17 protein-coding genes are annotated in these 14940 nt (G+C 70.6%); 8 read left to right on the top strand and 9 right to left on the bottom strand.

The annotated features are described in order from the left end of the window. Positions 1 to 62 precede the first annotated feature (62 nt). Positions 63 to 1589 (top strand): MFS transporter, encoded by a 1527-nt coding sequence (locus ACZZ97_RS01820; RefSeq protein WP_463472093.1) that lies wholly within the window; start codon positions 63 to 65, stop codon positions 1587 to 1589. Next, on the top strand, positions 1582 to 2562 hold the full coding sequence (locus ACZZ97_RS01815; protein WP_463472092.1) for an alpha/beta hydrolase: 981 nt from the start codon (positions 1582 to 1584) through the stop codon (positions 2560 to 2562). Before ACZZ97_RS01820 ends, ACZZ97_RS01815 begins: the two co-directional genes overlap by 8 nt. A 96-nt stretch (positions 2563 to 2658) precedes the next feature. Here the strand turns inward: ACZZ97_RS01815 and ACZZ97_RS01810 are convergent, their stop codons facing one another. Beyond that, positions 2659 to 3402: a TetR/AcrR family transcriptional regulator gene (locus tag ACZZ97_RS01810; RefSeq protein WP_463472091.1), complete on the bottom strand. Its 744-nt coding sequence runs from the start codon at positions 3400 to 3402 to the stop codon at positions 2659 to 2661. Positions 3403 to 3482: 80 nt separating this feature from the next. Between ACZZ97_RS01810 and ACZZ97_RS01805 the strand changes: the two genes are divergently transcribed. Next, positions 3483 to 4349, top strand: a complete 867-nt coding sequence (locus ACZZ97_RS01805; RefSeq protein ID WP_192129535.1) for an NAD(P)H-binding protein — start codon at positions 3483 to 3485, stop codon at positions 4347 to 4349. A gap of 28 nt (positions 4350 to 4377) precedes the next feature. Here ACZZ97_RS01805 and ACZZ97_RS01800 read toward each other — a convergent pair whose 3' ends face one another. Together ACZZ97_RS01800 and ACZZ97_RS01795 are read right to left on the bottom strand one after the other, a co-directional pair. After that, on the bottom strand, positions 4378 to 4731 hold the full coding sequence (locus ACZZ97_RS01800) for a hypothetical protein (RefSeq protein ID WP_314100601.1): 354 nt from the start codon (positions 4729 to 4731) through the stop codon (positions 4378 to 4380). Positions 4732 to 4893: 162 nt separating this feature from the next. Then, on the bottom strand, positions 4894 to 5289 hold the full coding sequence (locus ACZZ97_RS01795; RefSeq protein ID WP_463472090.1) for a hypothetical protein: 396 nt from the start codon (positions 5287 to 5289) through the stop codon (positions 4894 to 4896). Between the two features lie 415 nt (positions 5290 to 5704). Between ACZZ97_RS01795 and ACZZ97_RS01790 the strand changes: the two genes are divergently transcribed. Beyond that, positions 5705 to 5968, top strand: coding sequence for a hypothetical protein (locus ACZZ97_RS01790; protein ID WP_463472089.1), 264 nt, complete (start codon positions 5705 to 5707; stop codon positions 5966 to 5968). On the opposite strand, the gene ACZZ97_RS01785 is transcribed toward ACZZ97_RS01790, so the two are convergent. From ACZZ97_RS01785 to ACZZ97_RS01775, 3 genes are all read right to left on the bottom strand, one after another. Then, a complete protein-coding gene (locus ACZZ97_RS01785; protein WP_399539818.1) occupies positions 5939 to 6271 on the bottom strand; it encodes a helix-turn-helix domain-containing protein in 333 nt (110 codons plus the stop codon). The genes ACZZ97_RS01790 and ACZZ97_RS01785 overlap by 30 nt on opposite strands. Positions 6272 to 6336: 65 nt before the next feature. Beyond that, on the bottom strand, positions 6337 to 6834 hold the full coding sequence (locus tag ACZZ97_RS01780) for a helix-turn-helix transcriptional regulator (protein ID WP_463472088.1): 498 nt from the start codon (positions 6832 to 6834) through the stop codon (positions 6337 to 6339). Positions 6835 to 7010: 176 nt separating this feature from the next. Then, positions 7011 to 9032, bottom strand: coding sequence for a serine hydrolase domain-containing protein (locus tag ACZZ97_RS01775; protein WP_463472087.1), 2022 nt, complete (start codon positions 9030 to 9032; stop codon positions 7011 to 7013). Between the two features lie 214 nt (positions 9033 to 9246). Between ACZZ97_RS01775 and ACZZ97_RS01770 the strand changes: the two genes are divergently transcribed. Next, positions 9247 to 9516, top strand: coding sequence for a hypothetical protein (locus ACZZ97_RS01770; RefSeq protein WP_463472086.1), 270 nt, complete (start codon positions 9247 to 9249; stop codon positions 9514 to 9516). Positions 9517 to 9636: 120 nt separating this feature from the next. Here ACZZ97_RS01770 and ACZZ97_RS01765 read toward each other — a convergent pair whose 3' ends face one another. From ACZZ97_RS01765 to ACZZ97_RS01755, 3 genes are all read right to left on the bottom strand, one after another. Further along, positions 9637 to 10047, bottom strand: coding sequence for a hypothetical protein (locus tag ACZZ97_RS01765; protein WP_463472085.1), 411 nt, complete (start codon positions 10045 to 10047; stop codon positions 9637 to 9639). A gap of 83 nt (positions 10048 to 10130) precedes the next feature. After that, a complete protein-coding gene (locus tag ACZZ97_RS01760) occupies positions 10131 to 10700 on the bottom strand; it encodes a recombinase family protein (RefSeq protein ID WP_463472084.1) in 570 nt (189 codons plus the stop codon). A gap of 156 nt (positions 10701 to 10856) precedes the next feature. Further along, on the bottom strand, positions 10857 to 11834 hold the full coding sequence (locus tag ACZZ97_RS01755) for a LacI family DNA-binding transcriptional regulator (RefSeq protein WP_463472083.1): 978 nt from the start codon (positions 11832 to 11834) through the stop codon (positions 10857 to 10859). A 241-nt stretch (positions 11835 to 12075) separates the two neighbouring features. Here ACZZ97_RS01755 and ACZZ97_RS01750 point away from each other — a divergent pair, with 241 nt between their 5' ends. The 3 genes from ACZZ97_RS01750 to ACZZ97_RS01740 are packed head-to-tail and all read left to right on the top strand — an operon-like array spanning position 12076 to position 14836. Beyond that, a complete protein-coding gene (locus ACZZ97_RS01750; protein ID WP_314100586.1) occupies positions 12076 to 12900 on the top strand; it encodes an ABC transporter permease in 825 nt (274 codons plus the stop codon). Continuing rightward, the gene (locus ACZZ97_RS01745; protein WP_463472082.1) at positions 12897 to 13730 is read left to right on the top strand and encodes an ABC transporter permease; all 834 of its coding nucleotides are present in this window, start codon (positions 12897 to 12899) and stop codon (positions 13728 to 13730) included. The genes ACZZ97_RS01750 and ACZZ97_RS01745 overlap by 4 nt, the downstream gene beginning before the upstream one ends. Further along, positions 13727 to 14836: an ABC transporter ATP-binding protein gene (locus ACZZ97_RS01740; RefSeq protein WP_463472081.1), complete on the top strand. Its 1110-nt coding sequence runs from the start codon at positions 13727 to 13729 to the stop codon at positions 14834 to 14836. The genes ACZZ97_RS01745 and ACZZ97_RS01740 overlap by 4 nt, the downstream gene beginning before the upstream one ends. Positions 14837 to 14940 lie beyond the last annotated feature (104 nt).

The following is a 14940-nucleotide window of genomic DNA, read 5'->3' as shown; positions in this document are numbered from 1 at the left end:
GCGACGCACCCGCACGCGGCATCGAACGAGTCGCCACTTCTTCCCCGAAGGAGTGCGTCCCCGTGTCCCCCAGTACCTCTCTCCGCCGCGGTCGACTGCGTGCCGGCGACGCGCCTCTGCGGCTGTCCGACGCCTGGATCGCCCTGTTCGGGTTGTCCGCGGTGTTCCTGTTCGAGATGCTCGACACCTCGGTCCTCAACGTCGCCCTGCCGTCGATCGGCCGTGAGCTGGGCTCCTCGACGACGGGCCTACAGTGGGTGTCGGGCGCCTACGCGGTCGCCTTCGGCGGACTCATGTTGCTCTTCGGCGCCGTCGCCGACCGGGTGGGGCGACGTCGCGTCATGCTCGCGGGCCTAGCGCTGCTGGCCGTGGCGAGCCTCGCCACCGTGGCGGTCACGACGACGGAGCAGCTCATCGCCGTCCGTGTGCTGACGGGCGTCGCCGCAGCGATGACCACCCCCGGGTCGATGGCGCTGGCGTTCCGGCTGTTCGACGACGAGGGCCTCCGCGTCCGGGCCCTCACGGTGATCTCGACCGCGGGGCTCGTCGGCCTCGCCGTCGGCCCGACCGTCGGCGGGTTCGTGCTCGCCGTAGCTCCGTGGCAAGTGCTGCTGCTGGCCGACGTGCCGATCGCCCTGCTGGCGTTCGTCGGCATCCGGTGCGGTGTCGCTCGGGACGACGCCGCAGGGCTGCGGCCAGACCCCGTCGACGTGGGCGGCGCACTGCTCGGGACCGCGACCGTGGCGGGACTGCTCGTGACGCCGACCGTCCTCGTCGGGCCGGCCACCGCCTCCTCGTGGGGGTGGGCCGCCGTCGCCCTCACCGTCGCATGCGGCGCCGGGTTCGTCGTGCGCCTGCGGACGGCGCGGCACCCGGTGGTCGACCTGCACCTGCTCGCCCGCCCCCTGGTGTCGAGCGGCCTGGCGTTCAAGGCCGCGTCGGGCCTCGCCGTCGCCGGGCTGTCGTACCTCGTGACGCTGCAGCTGCAGTTCGCCTGGGGTTGGCCGCCCGCCCTCGCCGCCGTCGGCACACTGCCGCAGGTCGTCGTGCTCCTGGCCGGGGGCCGCCTCGTGGGGCCGTTCGTACAGCGGGTCGGCCTCGGCCGGGCCGCGTGGGTCAGCGCGGCCTCCGTCGTGTCGGGCCTCGCCGTCTTCGGCGCCCTGAGCCGTCACGGGTACGTCTGGGTGCTCGTCGCCCTCGTGCTCGTGGCCGCCGGCATGCGCGTCGTCGGCGTCGTCGCGGGAGCCTCCGTGCTGACGGGCCTCCCGGCCGACCGCACCTCGGTGGGCGCGGCCCTCGTCGACACGTCGAGCGAACTCGCGGGAGGAGCCGCGGTCGCCGCCGCGGGCACGATCGTCGCGGCCTTCGTCACCGGCAGCATCACCACCACCCCGTGGACGCCCCTGCGGCTCGCGGGCTTCGAGGACGCCCTCACCGTCGCCGGGCTCGGCCTCGCCGCCGTCGCCGCCGCGCTCGTCGTGGTCGGGATGCTCCGGGCGCGAGCCGCCGACCCGACCCCCGACGCCACGACCGCACCCGCCCCCTCGACCACCCTCACCCCCACCACCCAGGAGCCCTCCCGTGCCTGACACCACCGTCCTGCCCCGCCCCCCGTTCGACCCCGAGTTCGTGCCCTTCCTGGAGGCGATGGACGCCCGCGGCCGCTTCCGCCTCGAGACCGCGATGCTGCCGCAGATGCGCCAGCTGGACACGACGGAGGCGCGGCTCGACGAAGGACTGCGCGCCCGCGGCCTCGAGAGGCGCAGCATCACCGTCCCCGGGCACCTCGGCGACCCGATCACGCTCGCGGTCGTCCAGCGCATCGGCCGCGCCGGGACGGCGGCCTGCGCCTACGCGATCCACGGCGGCGGCATGATGTTCGGCCACCACCTCGGCAACCTCGACGCGTACGACGACTGGCTGCTCGTGCACGACGTCGTCCTGATCAGCCCCGACTACCGTCTCGCCCCCGAGCACCCCGACCCGTACCCGGTCGAGGACTGCTACGCCGGCCTCGTCTGGGTCGCCGAGCACGCCGGCGAGCTCGGCGTCGACCCCGAGCGGATCGTCCTGGTCGGCCAGAGCGCCGGGGCAGGGCTCGCCGCGGGCACGGCGCTCCTCGCCCGCGACCGACAGGGGCCGGCCGTCGTCGGGCAGGTGCTCGTCAGCCCCATGCTCGACGACCGTGACACCACCCTCTCCGCCCGTCAGTACGACGGCGTGGGCGTCGCCGACCGAGAGATGACCCGGTTCGGCTGGGACGCCTACCTCGGCGACCGTCGCGGCGGTGACGACGTGTCGATCTACGCCGCTCCCGGGCGCGCGACGGACCTCGCGGGCCTTCCGCCGGCGTACGTCGACTGCGGCAGCGCCGAGGTGTTCCGCGACGAGACCGTCACCTACGCCAGCGCGCTCTGGGCGGCCGGCGTGCAGGCAGAGCTGCACGTGTGGCCGGGGGCGTTCCACGGGTCGACGAGCATGGTGCCGGGAGCGACCCTGTCGCGCCGGGCCGTTGCCGCGCTGCGCGACTGGACCGGGCGCCTCCTCGGCCCCACACCCTGACGGCATCCCGGAGCGGGCAGGTGAATCGCCCGCTCCTGGCCCGCCCCTGGAAGAGTCGACTCAGGGCCCCCGACTACGAGACCGGTGGACGATCCCCTATGGGGCGGTCGGCTCGGAGATGATCCGGTCGAGCCATTCCCCGAGGAGGCGTCGCTCGGGGTCGCTTAGCTGGTTGAGCTCGGGAGCGACGGCGCGGAACGCGACGGCTGCAGCCAAATGACCTGACCGGGCCGCCACGGGCGCATCCGTCAGGATCTGCGCCAGGACGCCCTCGAACACGGCATCCGCCAGTCCGGGATCACGCTCGGCGGGAGGCGTGGCAAGGATCGTCGTGATGACGCCCGCTCCCGCCGATTGGATGAGTCCCACCGCCCGCGCCTCCGGCACCGCGAGGCGCCCGGCGGCGGCGACCCGGCGGACACGAGCAGTAAGAACGTCCTTGCCCAGGCGAGCAGCAGGCGAGCCCGCGACTCGACGCGAGTCGCTGAGGAGGGCGAAGAGAGCCGGGTTCTCGAGACCGAACTCGACCTGACGACGCCACCCGTCGCAGAGCTCCTCGACTGGATCGACATCCGCCGCGGCAGCGGCGGCCACGGTCGAGGCTTTGTCCGCGACAAAGGACGCCATGACGTGCTCAGCAACGGCCTCGAGCAGGCCGTCCTTGTCACCGAAGAGCCGGTAGATCGCGGGGGCCTGGACGCCAGCGGCCTGCGCGACGCCTCGCGTTGTGACAGCGCTCGGGCCCTGCTCACGGAGGAACCGGGCAGCGACCTCGACGATGCGCATCCGGGTGTCAGCAGGAACGGTTTCGTCATTCACGAAATCAACGATACCGCCCACTTGCTATCAGCGCGATTCCGGCGATACTCTTGCGGCGTTCCGCTGATATCCGGTCGCGGTTCGACGAGAGGCTCACCCCCATGATCATCATCACCGGCGCCACGGGCGCCCTGAACGGCTCCACCGTCGAGCACCTCCTGAAGACCCTTCCCGCATCCGAGATCGCCATCGTCGCCCGCGACGCCGCCAAGGCCGTCCACTTCGCAGACCGCGGAGTCGAGGTGCGGACGGGCGACTACGCCGACCCTGCGTCCTTGCCCGCCGCCTTCGCCGGAGCAGACCAGCTTCTCCTCGTCTCGGCGAGCGACCCGCACGCCGACGCCGTCGCGCTGCACCGCAACGCCGTCGAAGCAGCAGTGGTCGCCGGTGTCGGCCGGGTCCTCTACACGAGCCACCAGGGGGCGGCACTCGACACCCCCTTCGGACCGGGCCGCGACCACGCGGCCACCGAACGGCTGCTCGCCGAGTCGGGACTGGTCTGGACGTCGCTGCGCAACGGCTTCTACGCGCACAGCCTGACCTGGTTCCTCGGCGACTGGCGCGAGACGGGCGTCATCACGGTCCCTGCCGACGGGCCTGTGTCGTGGACGGCCCGGGAAGACGCGGCCGAAGCCGCCGCGCGCATCCTGCTCTCGGACGGCGCCTACAACGGGCCGACGACCCTGACCGCGCCCGCGGCTCCCACGTTCGCGGACGTCGCAGCGATCGCTGCCGATGTCGCCGGGCGACCGGTCGAGACCGTGGTGCTCGGGGACGACGACTGGGTCGCGCACCAGGTGTCGTCGGGGCAGCCGGAGTTCATGGCACGCTTCATGCTCGACATGTACCGCGCCGCCGCCGGCGGGTTCTTCGCCGGCACCGACCCTTTGTTGGGCAAGGTCCTCGATCGCGAGCCCGCGTCCGTCCGCGACCTGCTTACGGCGCAGCTCGCGACGACCGGCCACTAAACGACATCTCGTCCCACAGGCCGATCCCCTATCGGGCGCGATTACCGGGCCAGCGACGAGACGCCTCAACCTTTTTGGCGCGACGCGCGGCGACATGGCTGGCAGCCAGGCCAGCGCCGACTAGGAGCAGCGCGATCAAGGACGTCACTCCGGAGCCTGGTCCTCCCTCGTTCACGGCGAGACCGATGAGGCTCACCCCGATCGACAGTGCCGCGAGGGGAGTCAGGGCCCAGGTGGCGGCGCGACGTGACGCCTCGTTGTCGACGGTCTGCAACCTGAACAGGCGCAGCGCCTCAACAGAACTCGTTCGGGCGTGCGGCGCCAACATCGCGAGCACCGCGGCCGCAACAGCGGCGAATGCAATGACAGTCCAAACGGTCATGAAATCTACCTCCGGCATCCCACGCTAGTCACGAGCTCGAAGGCTGTCGCGGCAGGCTCGCGCGCACCCCGCACCTACCGGCCCTCGAGAGTCGGGGCCTGGGTCGTCGTGCGTTCTGCCGGGCACCGAGACCGTGGCCGAGTCATACGCCGAGGCGGTGCCTCACCAGTAGCTGCCGACGACGTGAACGGTCAGCCCGTTGAGTGTGGCTTTGGCATAGACGAACCGGGAGTCGGAGAAGGAACCCAGGATGGGGCCTATGTTTGCGCCCTCGATCTCTGCCGTGAGCTCTGTTGCGGTCATTCCTGGGGGCGGAGCTACGTAGAACGTCGACCAGCAGCGCTCGGCACGGCAGTGCTTCTCCGTGTCGACTACGACGGAGCCAGCAGGGAAACGCATGGCCGCGGCTGCGGGAACGTCACCGCTGGTCTTGCTGAATTCGAAGAGGAAGCAGAGACCCCAGAAGACCAGGAGGGCAACGACACCGACCCCGATGGTGACGCGCTTGACCACCGGAACAACCCCCGGCCCCGCCGGAGACGCCTTGGCACGGATCATTCTGGTCCGCCCTCCGCGCTGTTCTGCAGCCAGCGTCGACCAGTCGCCTCATCAGCACCCTCGGGCGATCGCTGACTCAGAAAGTGGTCGAGTCCGCTGACCTCATGTGGCCGTTGTTGCCGCCCTCGACGTCAGTGTGGATCAGGACGACCTCCCGGACTAGAGGTGATCGCAAGAACTTGCCAGATGCGCAGGACGTTGCGGTGTCTCGTTGTCTGTCGGGCCCTAGGAGCAAGGCCACGCGGCTACATTGCGGGGGCAGCCAAGACCTCGCTGCCGATGGCGGGGTTCCTGACCTTACTCAGGTTCCCCGTCAGGCCCTCCCCCACCGGAGACCCACACCCCGTGGAGGCCCATCCAGTTGAACCCATCGGCAGCGGCCTCTGAGTTTTTTCCCGTGCGGATGCGAAATTGTATGAAGTGGTCCTACCTCGGAGAGTCGTTTGAGGTGTGCGACTTCACGGCGTTTTTCCGGGTCCACCGACACGGGACAGCCACCTCGACGGCCGCCGTCCACGACGTCCACCCGTCCGACCATTGGACGACCGTCGTCAGAGACGGCAGCGAGGTATTCACCTTCGCAGCCCGCAGCGGATCACCGATCAGGGTCGTCGCCCCCGCCGCAGTAGGAGCGATCTTCCGCAGATGGTTAGACGGCCTGACCGCTATCGAGGCGTGATTCGGACACCCTGAGCAGGCGCGTCACGGTTGGGGGCGTCACACCGAACCGTGTCGCCAAGGCACCAACGGAAGTTCCCTCAGCCGCCCGGCGCCGCAGTTCCGTGATGTCATCGTCGGTCAGCTTCTGTAAAGAACGATGGGTGATCGGGCCTCCCGCATCGACACGAGCGCGCCCCACGACGAGGCTCGAGACCGTGCTCTGGCTGACGCCAAGCTGCGCAGCCAGCTCCACTTGAGTCGTTCCGTTCCTGTATCTCTGCCGAAGAGCCACCACTTGGGAATCACTCAGGCGCACAGGCATGGACCCATTCTCGCCTCTGACGCATTGCTTCCTGCCCGTCCGACGATCGGCATCTGACGCTGTGTCTACCTGCTCGCCACCTCGTCAGTCGCGGCACGGGAGAGGGGATAGGCGCGGTCGAGGCGCGGGCTGAGGACGACGAGGAACAGGAACATCGACAGCAGCCAGCCAGCGACCCAATACGCGGGAATCAAGAAGATGGCGACGTTCGGCACGACGTCGGTGGCGACTGCAACGACCACGGCGATCGTGAAGAGCACGCCCACCCCGTAGAACAGCGCTCGGAAGCCTTCCTCGACACGGCCCCGCCGTTCCTGCTGGCGACTTGTCCGGTCGTCGAGGGCGGTGACCGAGCGGCCGTAGTCGTCCTCGGCGACGGTGACGAAGAGATCACGCACCGGGACACCGAACGCCTTTGCCACTCGCGGGAGAGTGTCGAGGCTCCCGTCGTTGCCCGCCTCAAGTCTCTGGACGGTGCGGACGGTCACGCCGCTTTCGTCTGCAAGGCGTTCCTGGGTCCAGCCCATCTGAGTCCGGAGATCGACGATCCGTGTCTCGTTCATGCCCCTCACACTAAGAACGAGCCACCCCGAGGTCCACGACACGGACCCGACACCTCCACGACGGAGCTCCCGCCTCGCTCACGACGGGCCCCCGAACACACTGCAGCTCACCTCCGGTCGGCAGCGCAGGGACATGCGGCGATTCCCGGGCCTGCGGCGGGCGGTTCGGCCGCCCCTCAGTAGGAGATGTCGGGGAGCAGCAGGCCACCGGTCACGGCTGCGTACCCGAGCCCCATGAACGCGAGGACCAGCAGCGCCTGACCGACGACGGCGACGACCTTCTGGAGGCGCGGAGGTGCCCCGCCCTCTGCAGTCCGCTCAGCAGGCGCGCGCCTCACCCGCCCGACGAGTACGACCACCGCCGGCAGCACCCCGGCCGCGGTGACGGCCGTCAGGGCCTGCGCCGTCCGCAGCACGACCGCAGCAGGCTGTCCGGCGTCGCTGAGGAGGGCGGACGCGACCGTGGCCCAGAGCACGCCGGCGACCACGAGGGCCAGCAGGGCGACGGCGACCCCGACTCGACCGATCGACTCTGCACGCGACTGGTCGGACCCCGTCACGCGCCTCCCGGACCAGACTCGGCGTCCCGCCGCCACGACGGTGCCCACCAGAGCGAGCACCAGCACGGCCAAGGACGCGACGAGGACGAGGGGCAGGACCTGCCGCGTCGCCGGCATCGGCTGCAGGGTGAACGCCGGGTTCAGCCCCACAGCGTGAACGGAACCGTCGACCTGGTCGACGGCGACCCTCCTATCGCCGTCGACCTCCTGCCAGACCCACGGCTCGACCTCCACCAGCTCGACGGGCGCCCCCGAGGTGTCCGTTAGAGCCGAGATGAGGACGGAGTCGTCAGGACCACGGGAGATGCCCACCGCCGACAGGGCGTAGAAGAGCCGGACGAAGGTCGACTCCGCACGCCTCGACACCTGGTAGCTGCCCACCAGGGCGTCCGCGTGCTCACCGGCAGTCTCCGTGGCGGTCACTGCCGCCCCCTCCGCGGCGTCGGACGGGAACCACCGGTCGGCGAACCCCTCCACCAGGGCTTCGCGCACGGCAGTCGTGGCATCGCCCCGCACCCCCGTGCTGTTGAGGGAGACGTAGATCCCTGCGTCGTCGTCGGGCCAGAGATCCATCTGGGCGTGGAAGGCCGTGAGGTCGCCGCCGTGCCCGAGGACCCGGCGTCCGTTCCGGTCCTCCTCGAAGAGGCCGAGCGTCATGCGAGGCCCGGCAGCGAGCCCACCCAGGTCGTCACCATCGAGGGCAGGTGCGTGCATCTGCTCGAGGGCCCCCGGCCCGAGCATGCCGTGGGCGTGCCCGAGCTGGGCGAGCATGAACGCGCTCATGTCCGACGCCGTGGCCGACACGGCCCCGGCGGGCGCCGGAGAGACGATCTCGAAGGGCACCGCCGCCGCCCCAGCAGCGTCCCAGCCCCCGGAGACCACGGCAGCGTCGCCGGAGGAGAGGGGCTGGTCGAGCGTCGCGGACACCATGCCTGCGGGGTCGAAGACCCGCTCCTGCACGAGCTCGGCCCACGGGCGTCCGGTGGCCTGCTCGGCGACGTACGCCGCGACTCCGTTCGACCAGTTCGAGTAGGCGGGGGTCGTGCCGGGCTCGTAGATCTGCTCGGGCGGATCGACGGCCACGGCTTCCCGCAACGTCGTCGGCCCCTCCCCCGGGCCTGCGATGACCCCGGCCAACTCGTCCTCGAAGCCGGCGGTGTGGCTCAACAGGTGCCGCAGGGTCACCGGACGGTCGAACGCGTGGGGCAGCGTGACGTCGAGGCGGTCCTGGACGGGCTCGTCGAGGTCGAGGACGCCTTCCTCGACGAGCGACATGACGACGGTCGCGGTGACGACCTTCGAGATCGACCCGATCCGGAAGAGCGTGCTGTCGGGGTCGACGGGACGTCGGTCCGCCCGCTCGTCACCGAGGTCGGACCAGCCCCAGCCTCGTTCGGTGACGACCTCCCCGTCGGCGACGATCGAGACGGTCGCGCCGACGATGCCCTCCCGCTCGAGGGCGGCCGGGACGAACCCGTCGAGCCAGGCATCCGCGTCGGCGGTCGTCAGTTCAGAGGCAGTCCCCCCAGGGGGAGGGACGACGGACGCCCGAGGCGCTGCAGCGCACGAGGCCACGAGCAGGCAGGCGACCAGCGTCGACACGACACCTGCGACGGTCCGGGGGCGGGCAGGCGTCACGGGCGTCCTCCTGGGCGCGAGCGAGGGCGGACCGAGCGTCACACCTCGACGACCATATCGGTCCGCGACGAAGCCTCAGATACTTGATCGCTGGCTGGCCTTGCTCAGACACAAGGCCGCAACGGGAAGAGTCAAGAGGTTCAGGGCATCCCACGGGACGATCCCCTATCGGGCGGGACGCATAGAGACCCAACCTTCGGCCTATGGTGCCTTTATGTCATCCCGAAGCAGCCAACGGATCTACTTTTTCTGCGCCGTCGGTTTTGCGGTTGGCATACTCCTGCTGGTCCTTCTGGATGGCGCAGCTCTCACCCTTGCAGCACTACCTCTTGGTCTCTCGATCGGTATCGCGCTGCGCACCTGGTGGACGCGCCACGGCTGGAATCCGGGCATCACCATCACGGAAGACGTAGCCGAAGGCGAAGCACTTAGAAACGAGGGCGACAGCGTCGACGGGACTTCCCGAAAGCCAAGAGGCCGCTGAGCGATGGTCATGCGGGCGCCCCTTTACCGACGCTCTAGCCTCGCGGGGGCTGTCATCAGCGCAACCTCTACGTCGTCATATCGCCGAGCCGCCTCGGGTGCGAGTCGACGTTGCGAGGGATCAGAGGTAGACACCGTCTTCGCGCAAGCTTGATCTCTCCTGTGTTCGTGCCCCGCGTGAGCGCCAGAACCAACCCGCGGACTGGCGTTCGACGACCTGCTGACCACCGATCTCGATCCACCAGAAGAGGTGCCCACCTCTCGTGGACGACAGCACCACGAAAGCCTCATCTCGATCGAACTGCCGGAACAAGTCGTGCAGGTCATCAAGTCCAGAATCAGACTCGACGACAAGGGACCCTGCCAGTGTGATCAGCAGGTATTTTCCCCCCAGCAACTCGACTTCTAGGGACACATGAGTGGCATGCCCGAAGAGCCGCCATGTGTGCCCTTCACCCTGCAAAGACTCGTCGACGCTGGGAGCGAGGTGCGACACAACGGACAGCCTCAGCGCTTGTATGTCAGTGGTCATCGGTTTCCTTCGGGGCTGACAGGCGATCCGTCACCGTTGCTGCGCCGTTTGCGGTGCAGCCGCTTGGGCTCAAGGGTGGACACCTACGCCTGCTCAGCTCGCTGGATGGCCCGGTAGACCGTCGACCGAGCGACGCCGAAGAGCTCCGCGATTTCGCTCGTGGTGTGGGCGCCGGTGCGGTGCAGCTGCACGAGGTGCTTCTCCTGCGAGGCGGTGAGCTTGGGCTTGCGGCCGCGGAGCTTGCCGGCGGCCTTGGCGATCGCCATGCCTTCTCGGATGCGGGCCCGGATGAGGTCTGCTTCGAACTCGGCCACCATGCCCAGGACGTTGAACAGGAGCCGGCCGACGGGGTCGGTGGGGTCGTAGACCGCTCCCCCGAGGTTCAGGGCCACGCCCTTCTTCGTCAGCTCATCCGCGATGTCGGTCGCATCACGGAGGGACCGGGCCAAGCGGTCGAGCTTCGTGACCACGAGGACGTCACCGGCACGGCACGCAGCCAGCGCCTCCCGTAGGCCCGGCCGGGCTCGAGTCGTGCCCGACAAGCCGTGGTCAACATGCACGTGTCGATCATCAACACCGAGTGCTGCAAGACCGTCACGTTGTGCTGCGAGATCCTGTCCCGATGTCGAGACGCGGGCGTAGCCGATGAGCATCCGATGACTGTAGCGTTCAGACCCCCGTCACCGGGCTTTTTTGCGGGACAGGCATACGCGAATCTGCAGGCCGGGCCCCACTTGGCCTCGACCGGCTGAGACGAGCCGGCGCAGGTGTCCCGATGAACGACCGGCACCCGGGCGCCCCGGGCAGCGTCATGCCCCGGCGGGCCAGCGCACCGGGACGGGGAGGCGACGCTGCGCGCGCTCCGTGCCCGCGCCTCCTCGGCCGTCGACCAGGTCGAGCAGCAGGCCCGTCGCGACGCGGCCCAGCTCGTCGCCGTCGACGTCGATCGCCGGGACCCCGACGAGGCCGAGCGAGTCGACGACCATCCGCTCCGAACTGACGACGACCCGGGAGGAGGCGGGCCGGTCGCCCAGCGCGAACATCAGCCCCAGCCCGATCGCGGTCGCATAGGGCACGACGGCGGTCGCCTGCGCCTCGAGCACCGCGGGGAGCACCGAGACCCCGGCCGCGAAGGTGGACGGGAACGGCCCGAGCCGCACGAGCGACGCACGCCCGTGGGCAGCTCGGGTGACGGCCTCGGTGCGCTGGGCGTCCTGCCACGAGCCCTCCGGCCCGCCGACGTAGACGAGGCGCTCGTGGCCGTCGTCGACGAGGCGCGTGACGAGCGAGCCGAACGCCGCGGCGGTGTCGGCCACGACCGACGAGAGCCCGTCGACCTCCCGGTCGACGACCACGGTCGGCTTCGAGGAGGCGGCGGCCGCGACGACCTCGTCGGGCCCGCGGGGCGCCACCACGATGAAGCCGTCGACCTGGGCCGAGAGCCGCTCGAACGCGACGAGCTCGCCGGGGTGCGCGAGCGGGTGCACCGCGACGGTCAGCTGCACGTCGTGCTCGCCGGCCAGCGCCTGCGCGCCCGCGATCACGGGCGTGAAGTACGAGTTCTCGAGCGTAGGGACGACCAGGGCGATCAGCCCGCTGCGACCCCGGGCGAGCTGGCGGGCCGCGCGGTTCGCGACGAAGCCGAGCTGCTCGGCGGCGGCGAGCACGCGACCCGCGGTCTCGGGCAGCACCAGCTCGGGACGGCTGAGGGCGCGGGAGGCGGTCGCCTTGGAGACCCCCGCGAGCGCGGCGACGTCGGCCAGTGTCGACATGCGCGGTGTCGACATGCGCGCCCCCTCCGTCGTCGTGCCTGCAGCGAGCCTAGGGGCACGGTCCGACCACGTTTCACATGATCGTTACACGCGGTGGTCGTGCTGCCCCCAGGGGGACCCTATGGTTGATGAGACCGGTTGCACAACCGGTTGCACCGCCTCCTCGACTCCCCTGTCACCGCTCCCTCGGCGACCTGGGCGCCGACGAGGCGGCCCCGTACGAACGTCGTACCCCGACCGCCACGAAAGGCTCGTCGTGACCACTCGCAAGACCGCCCTGCTGCTGTTGCTGCCCGGGCTCGCCTTCCTGCTCGTCGGGTTCCTCGTCCCGTCGTTGGCGATGCTCGTCGCCCCTCCCGGCGTGGGCACGGGCGAGGTGCTCGGCCGCGTCGGCCAGATGCTCACCGACCCGTACGACCTGCGGATCATCGGCCGCACCGTGGGCCTCGGGCTGATCGTCACCGTCGTGTGCATCGTGCTCGGGTTCCCGATCGCGTACCTGCTGGCCCGCTCGACGTCGCGCTGGTCGAGCGTGCTGCTCGCCCTCGCGATCTTCCCGCTGCTGCTCAGCAACGTCGTCCGCACCTTCGGGTGGCTCGTCGTGCTCGGCTCGCAGGGCGCGATCGGTCAGCTGCTCGTCGGGCTCGGCCTCGTCGACCGGGCGCCGCAGCTGCTCTACACCGAGCTCGCGATCGTCCTCGGCCTCACGCAGCTGTTCCTGCCGCTCGCGATCATCTCGTGCTACTCGGCCGTCGCCCAGGTCGACGCCGGCCTCGACGACGCCGCCCGCGGCCTCGGCGCCAGCCGGTCCCGCACCTTCTGGGGCATCGTCGTCCCGCTCTCGAGCCCGGGCATCGTCGTGGCGGCGACGCTCGTCTTCGCCGGGTCGGTCACCGCGTACACGACCCCTTACCTGCTCGGCGGGTCGAGCCAGCGCATGCTCAGCACCCAGCTCTTCTCGTACTCGAGCGTCACGATCGACTGGGCCGGCGCCTCCGCCACGGCACTCATCATGACCGTGCTCGTCTTCGTCGTCTCGGGCCTCTCGTCGCTCGTCGCCCGCAAGGGAGCCACCCAGTGACCCGCACGAGCACGACCCGCAGCAGCAAGACCCCCGGCACAGGCCGCCCCGTCGCCGGGACCCTCGCGGTCGCGGGCTACGTCGTGATGATCGTGCCGATCCTGTTCGTCGTCGCGACGGCGTTCACGGGCGGACGGACGCTGACGTTCCCGCCCCAGGGCTTCTCGCTGCAGTGGTTCGAGAAGGCCGTCACGTACGCGCCCTTCACCGGCGCCCTCGTCTCGAGCCTGCAGCTCGCCGTGCTCGCCACGGTCATCGCCCTGGCGGTCGGCGTGCCGGTCACGCTCGCGATCCACCGCGGCCGCCTGCCCGGCAAGGGCCTGATCGAGGGCATGTTCCTCTCGCCCCTGATCGTCCCCGAGCTCGTCGTCGGCCTCGCGCTCTACCAGCAGCTGATGATCGGCTTCGGGCTCGCGAACTTCCCCACGCTGCTGATCGGCCACACCGCGCTGATGATGCCGTACGCGGTCCGGGTGACGGGCGCCTCCCTCGCCCTCGCCGACCCGTCGCTCGAGGAGGCGGCCCGCGGACTCGGCGCCAGCCCGGTCCGCGCCTTCTTCACCGTGACGCTGCCGCTGCTGCGGCCCGGCATCTTCTCGGCCGCGCTGCTCAGCTTCGTCACCTCGTTCAACAACGTCCCCCTGTCGCTGCTGCTGCAGAGCCGCGACTTCCGCACCCTGCCGGTCACGATGCTCGACTACGTGCAGCAGAGCTACGACCCCATGGTCGCCGCGATGGCCACGCTGATCCTCGCGGCCACCGTCGTCGTCGCCGTCGTCGCCGAGCGCACCGTCGGCTTCGCCAAGATCTTCGGAGGCATCAACAAGTGAGCACCACGGACCCCGCCGGCACCCGCCCCGGCGCCGAGCACGCCAGCACCGGCACCCAGCCCGGCTCCGAGAGCCCCTCCGCCGACCGCCCCGCCGCCGAGCTGCGCGGCGTCAGCCAGGTCTTCGGCGACTTCACCGCCGTCGACGGCATCGACCTGTCGATCCGCCGCGGAGCCCTGACGACACTGCTCGGCCCCTCCGGCTGCGGCAAGACGACGACGCTGCGCATGCTCGCGGGCTACTCGGCCCCGACGAGCGGCACGATCCTGATCGACGGCGACGACATGACCCGCACGCCGCCCGAGAAGCGCGGGCTGGGCATGGTGTTCCAGTCGTACGCGCTGTTCCCGCACCTGTCGGTCGCCGAGAACGTCGGCTACGGCCTGAAGCTGCGCCGGGTGCCCGCCGACGAGCGCGCCCGTCGCGTCGCCGAGACCCTCGACCTCGTCGGCCTCGGGCACCTCGCGGCGAGCAAGCCGAAGAAGCTCTCCGGCGGTCAGCAGCAGCGCGTCGCCCTGGCCCGGGCCATCGCGATCCGGCCGAAGCTGCTGCTGCTCGACGAGCCGCTCTCGAACCTCGACGCCCGCCTCCGGGTCCAGATGCGCGCCGAGATCCGCCGCATCCAGGGCGAGACCGGGCTCACCGTCGTCCTCGTCACCCACGACCAGGACGAGGCGCTCGAGATGAGCGACGACATGGTGCTCATGCGCGCCGGGCGCATCATGCAGCAGGGCGCCCCGCAGAGCGTGTTCCCCGCCCCCGCGAACCGCTTCGTCGCCGACTTCCTCGGCTACGAGAACTTCGTCGCAGCGGCCGACGGAACCTCGCTGACGGTGCGGCCCGAGCACCTGGTGGTCGAGCCGACCGCAGGAGGCGCGGGTCGGGCGGCAGCACCGGCCGCGGCCGGCCTGCACCTCCCCGGCACCGTCACCGACGTCGCGTACCGCGGCGTCGACCTGCTCGTCACGGTCGCCGCGATCGACGCCTCCGGCGCCCGAGTGCGGCTCGTGTCCGACGTGCGCGCGACGGGCACGTCGTCGCTCGCGCCCGGCGACGACGTCGTCGTGACCGCGCCGGAGTCCCGGCTCGTCGCGCTGGCCGACTGAGCCGACCCGCACCTCCTCTACCTGCCCCTCCGCGCCGCCCTCCCCTCGACCGCAGCCGCGCCTCCGGCCCTCTGCGCCTCCCGCACCCCCTCTGCCCTTCCTCG

It is taken from the genome of Frigoribacterium sp. AC512, from assembly GCF_979258295.1.
Note: the sequence above shows the minus strand (reverse complement) of the source record. Positions and strands in the feature narration are given on the sequence as shown.

Bases quoted from the DNA above. Each gene is read 5' to 3' on its own strand.
- ACZZ97_RS01805 (WP_192129535.1), top strand. From the start codon at position 3,483: ATGATCATCATCACCGGCGCCACGGGCGCCCTGAACGGCTCCACCGTC.
- ACZZ97_RS01770 (WP_463472086.1), top strand. From the start codon at position 9,247: ATGTCATCCCGAAGCAGCCAACGGATCTACTTTTTCTGCGCCGTCGGT.
- ACZZ97_RS01760 (WP_463472084.1), bottom strand. From the start codon at position 10,700: ATGCTCATCGGCTACGCCCGCGTCTCGACATCGGGACAGGATCTCGCA.
- ACZZ97_RS01800 (WP_314100601.1), bottom strand. From the start codon at position 4,731: ATGACCGTTTGGACTGTCATTGCATTCGCCGCTGTTGCGGCCGCGGTG.
- ACZZ97_RS01780 (WP_463472088.1), bottom strand. From the start codon at position 6,834: ATGAACGAGACACGGATCGTCGATCTCCGGACTCAGATGGGCTGGACC.
- ACZZ97_RS01790 (WP_463472089.1), top strand. From the start codon at position 5,705: ATGAAGTGGTCCTACCTCGGAGAGTCGTTTGAGGTGTGCGACTTCACG.
- ACZZ97_RS01785 (WP_399539818.1), bottom strand. From the start codon at position 6,271: ATGCCTGTGCGCCTGAGTGATTCCCAAGTGGTGGCTCTTCGGCAGAGA.
- ACZZ97_RS01765 (WP_463472085.1), bottom strand. From the start codon at position 10,047: ATGACCACTGACATACAAGCGCTGAGGCTGTCCGTTGTGTCGCACCTC.
- ACZZ97_RS01795 (WP_463472090.1), bottom strand. From the start codon at position 5,289: ATGATCCGTGCCAAGGCGTCTCCGGCGGGGCCGGGGGTTGTTCCGGTG.
- ACZZ97_RS01755 (WP_463472083.1), bottom strand. From the start codon at position 11,834: ATGTCGACACCGCGCATGTCGACACTGGCCGACGTCGCCGCGCTCGCG.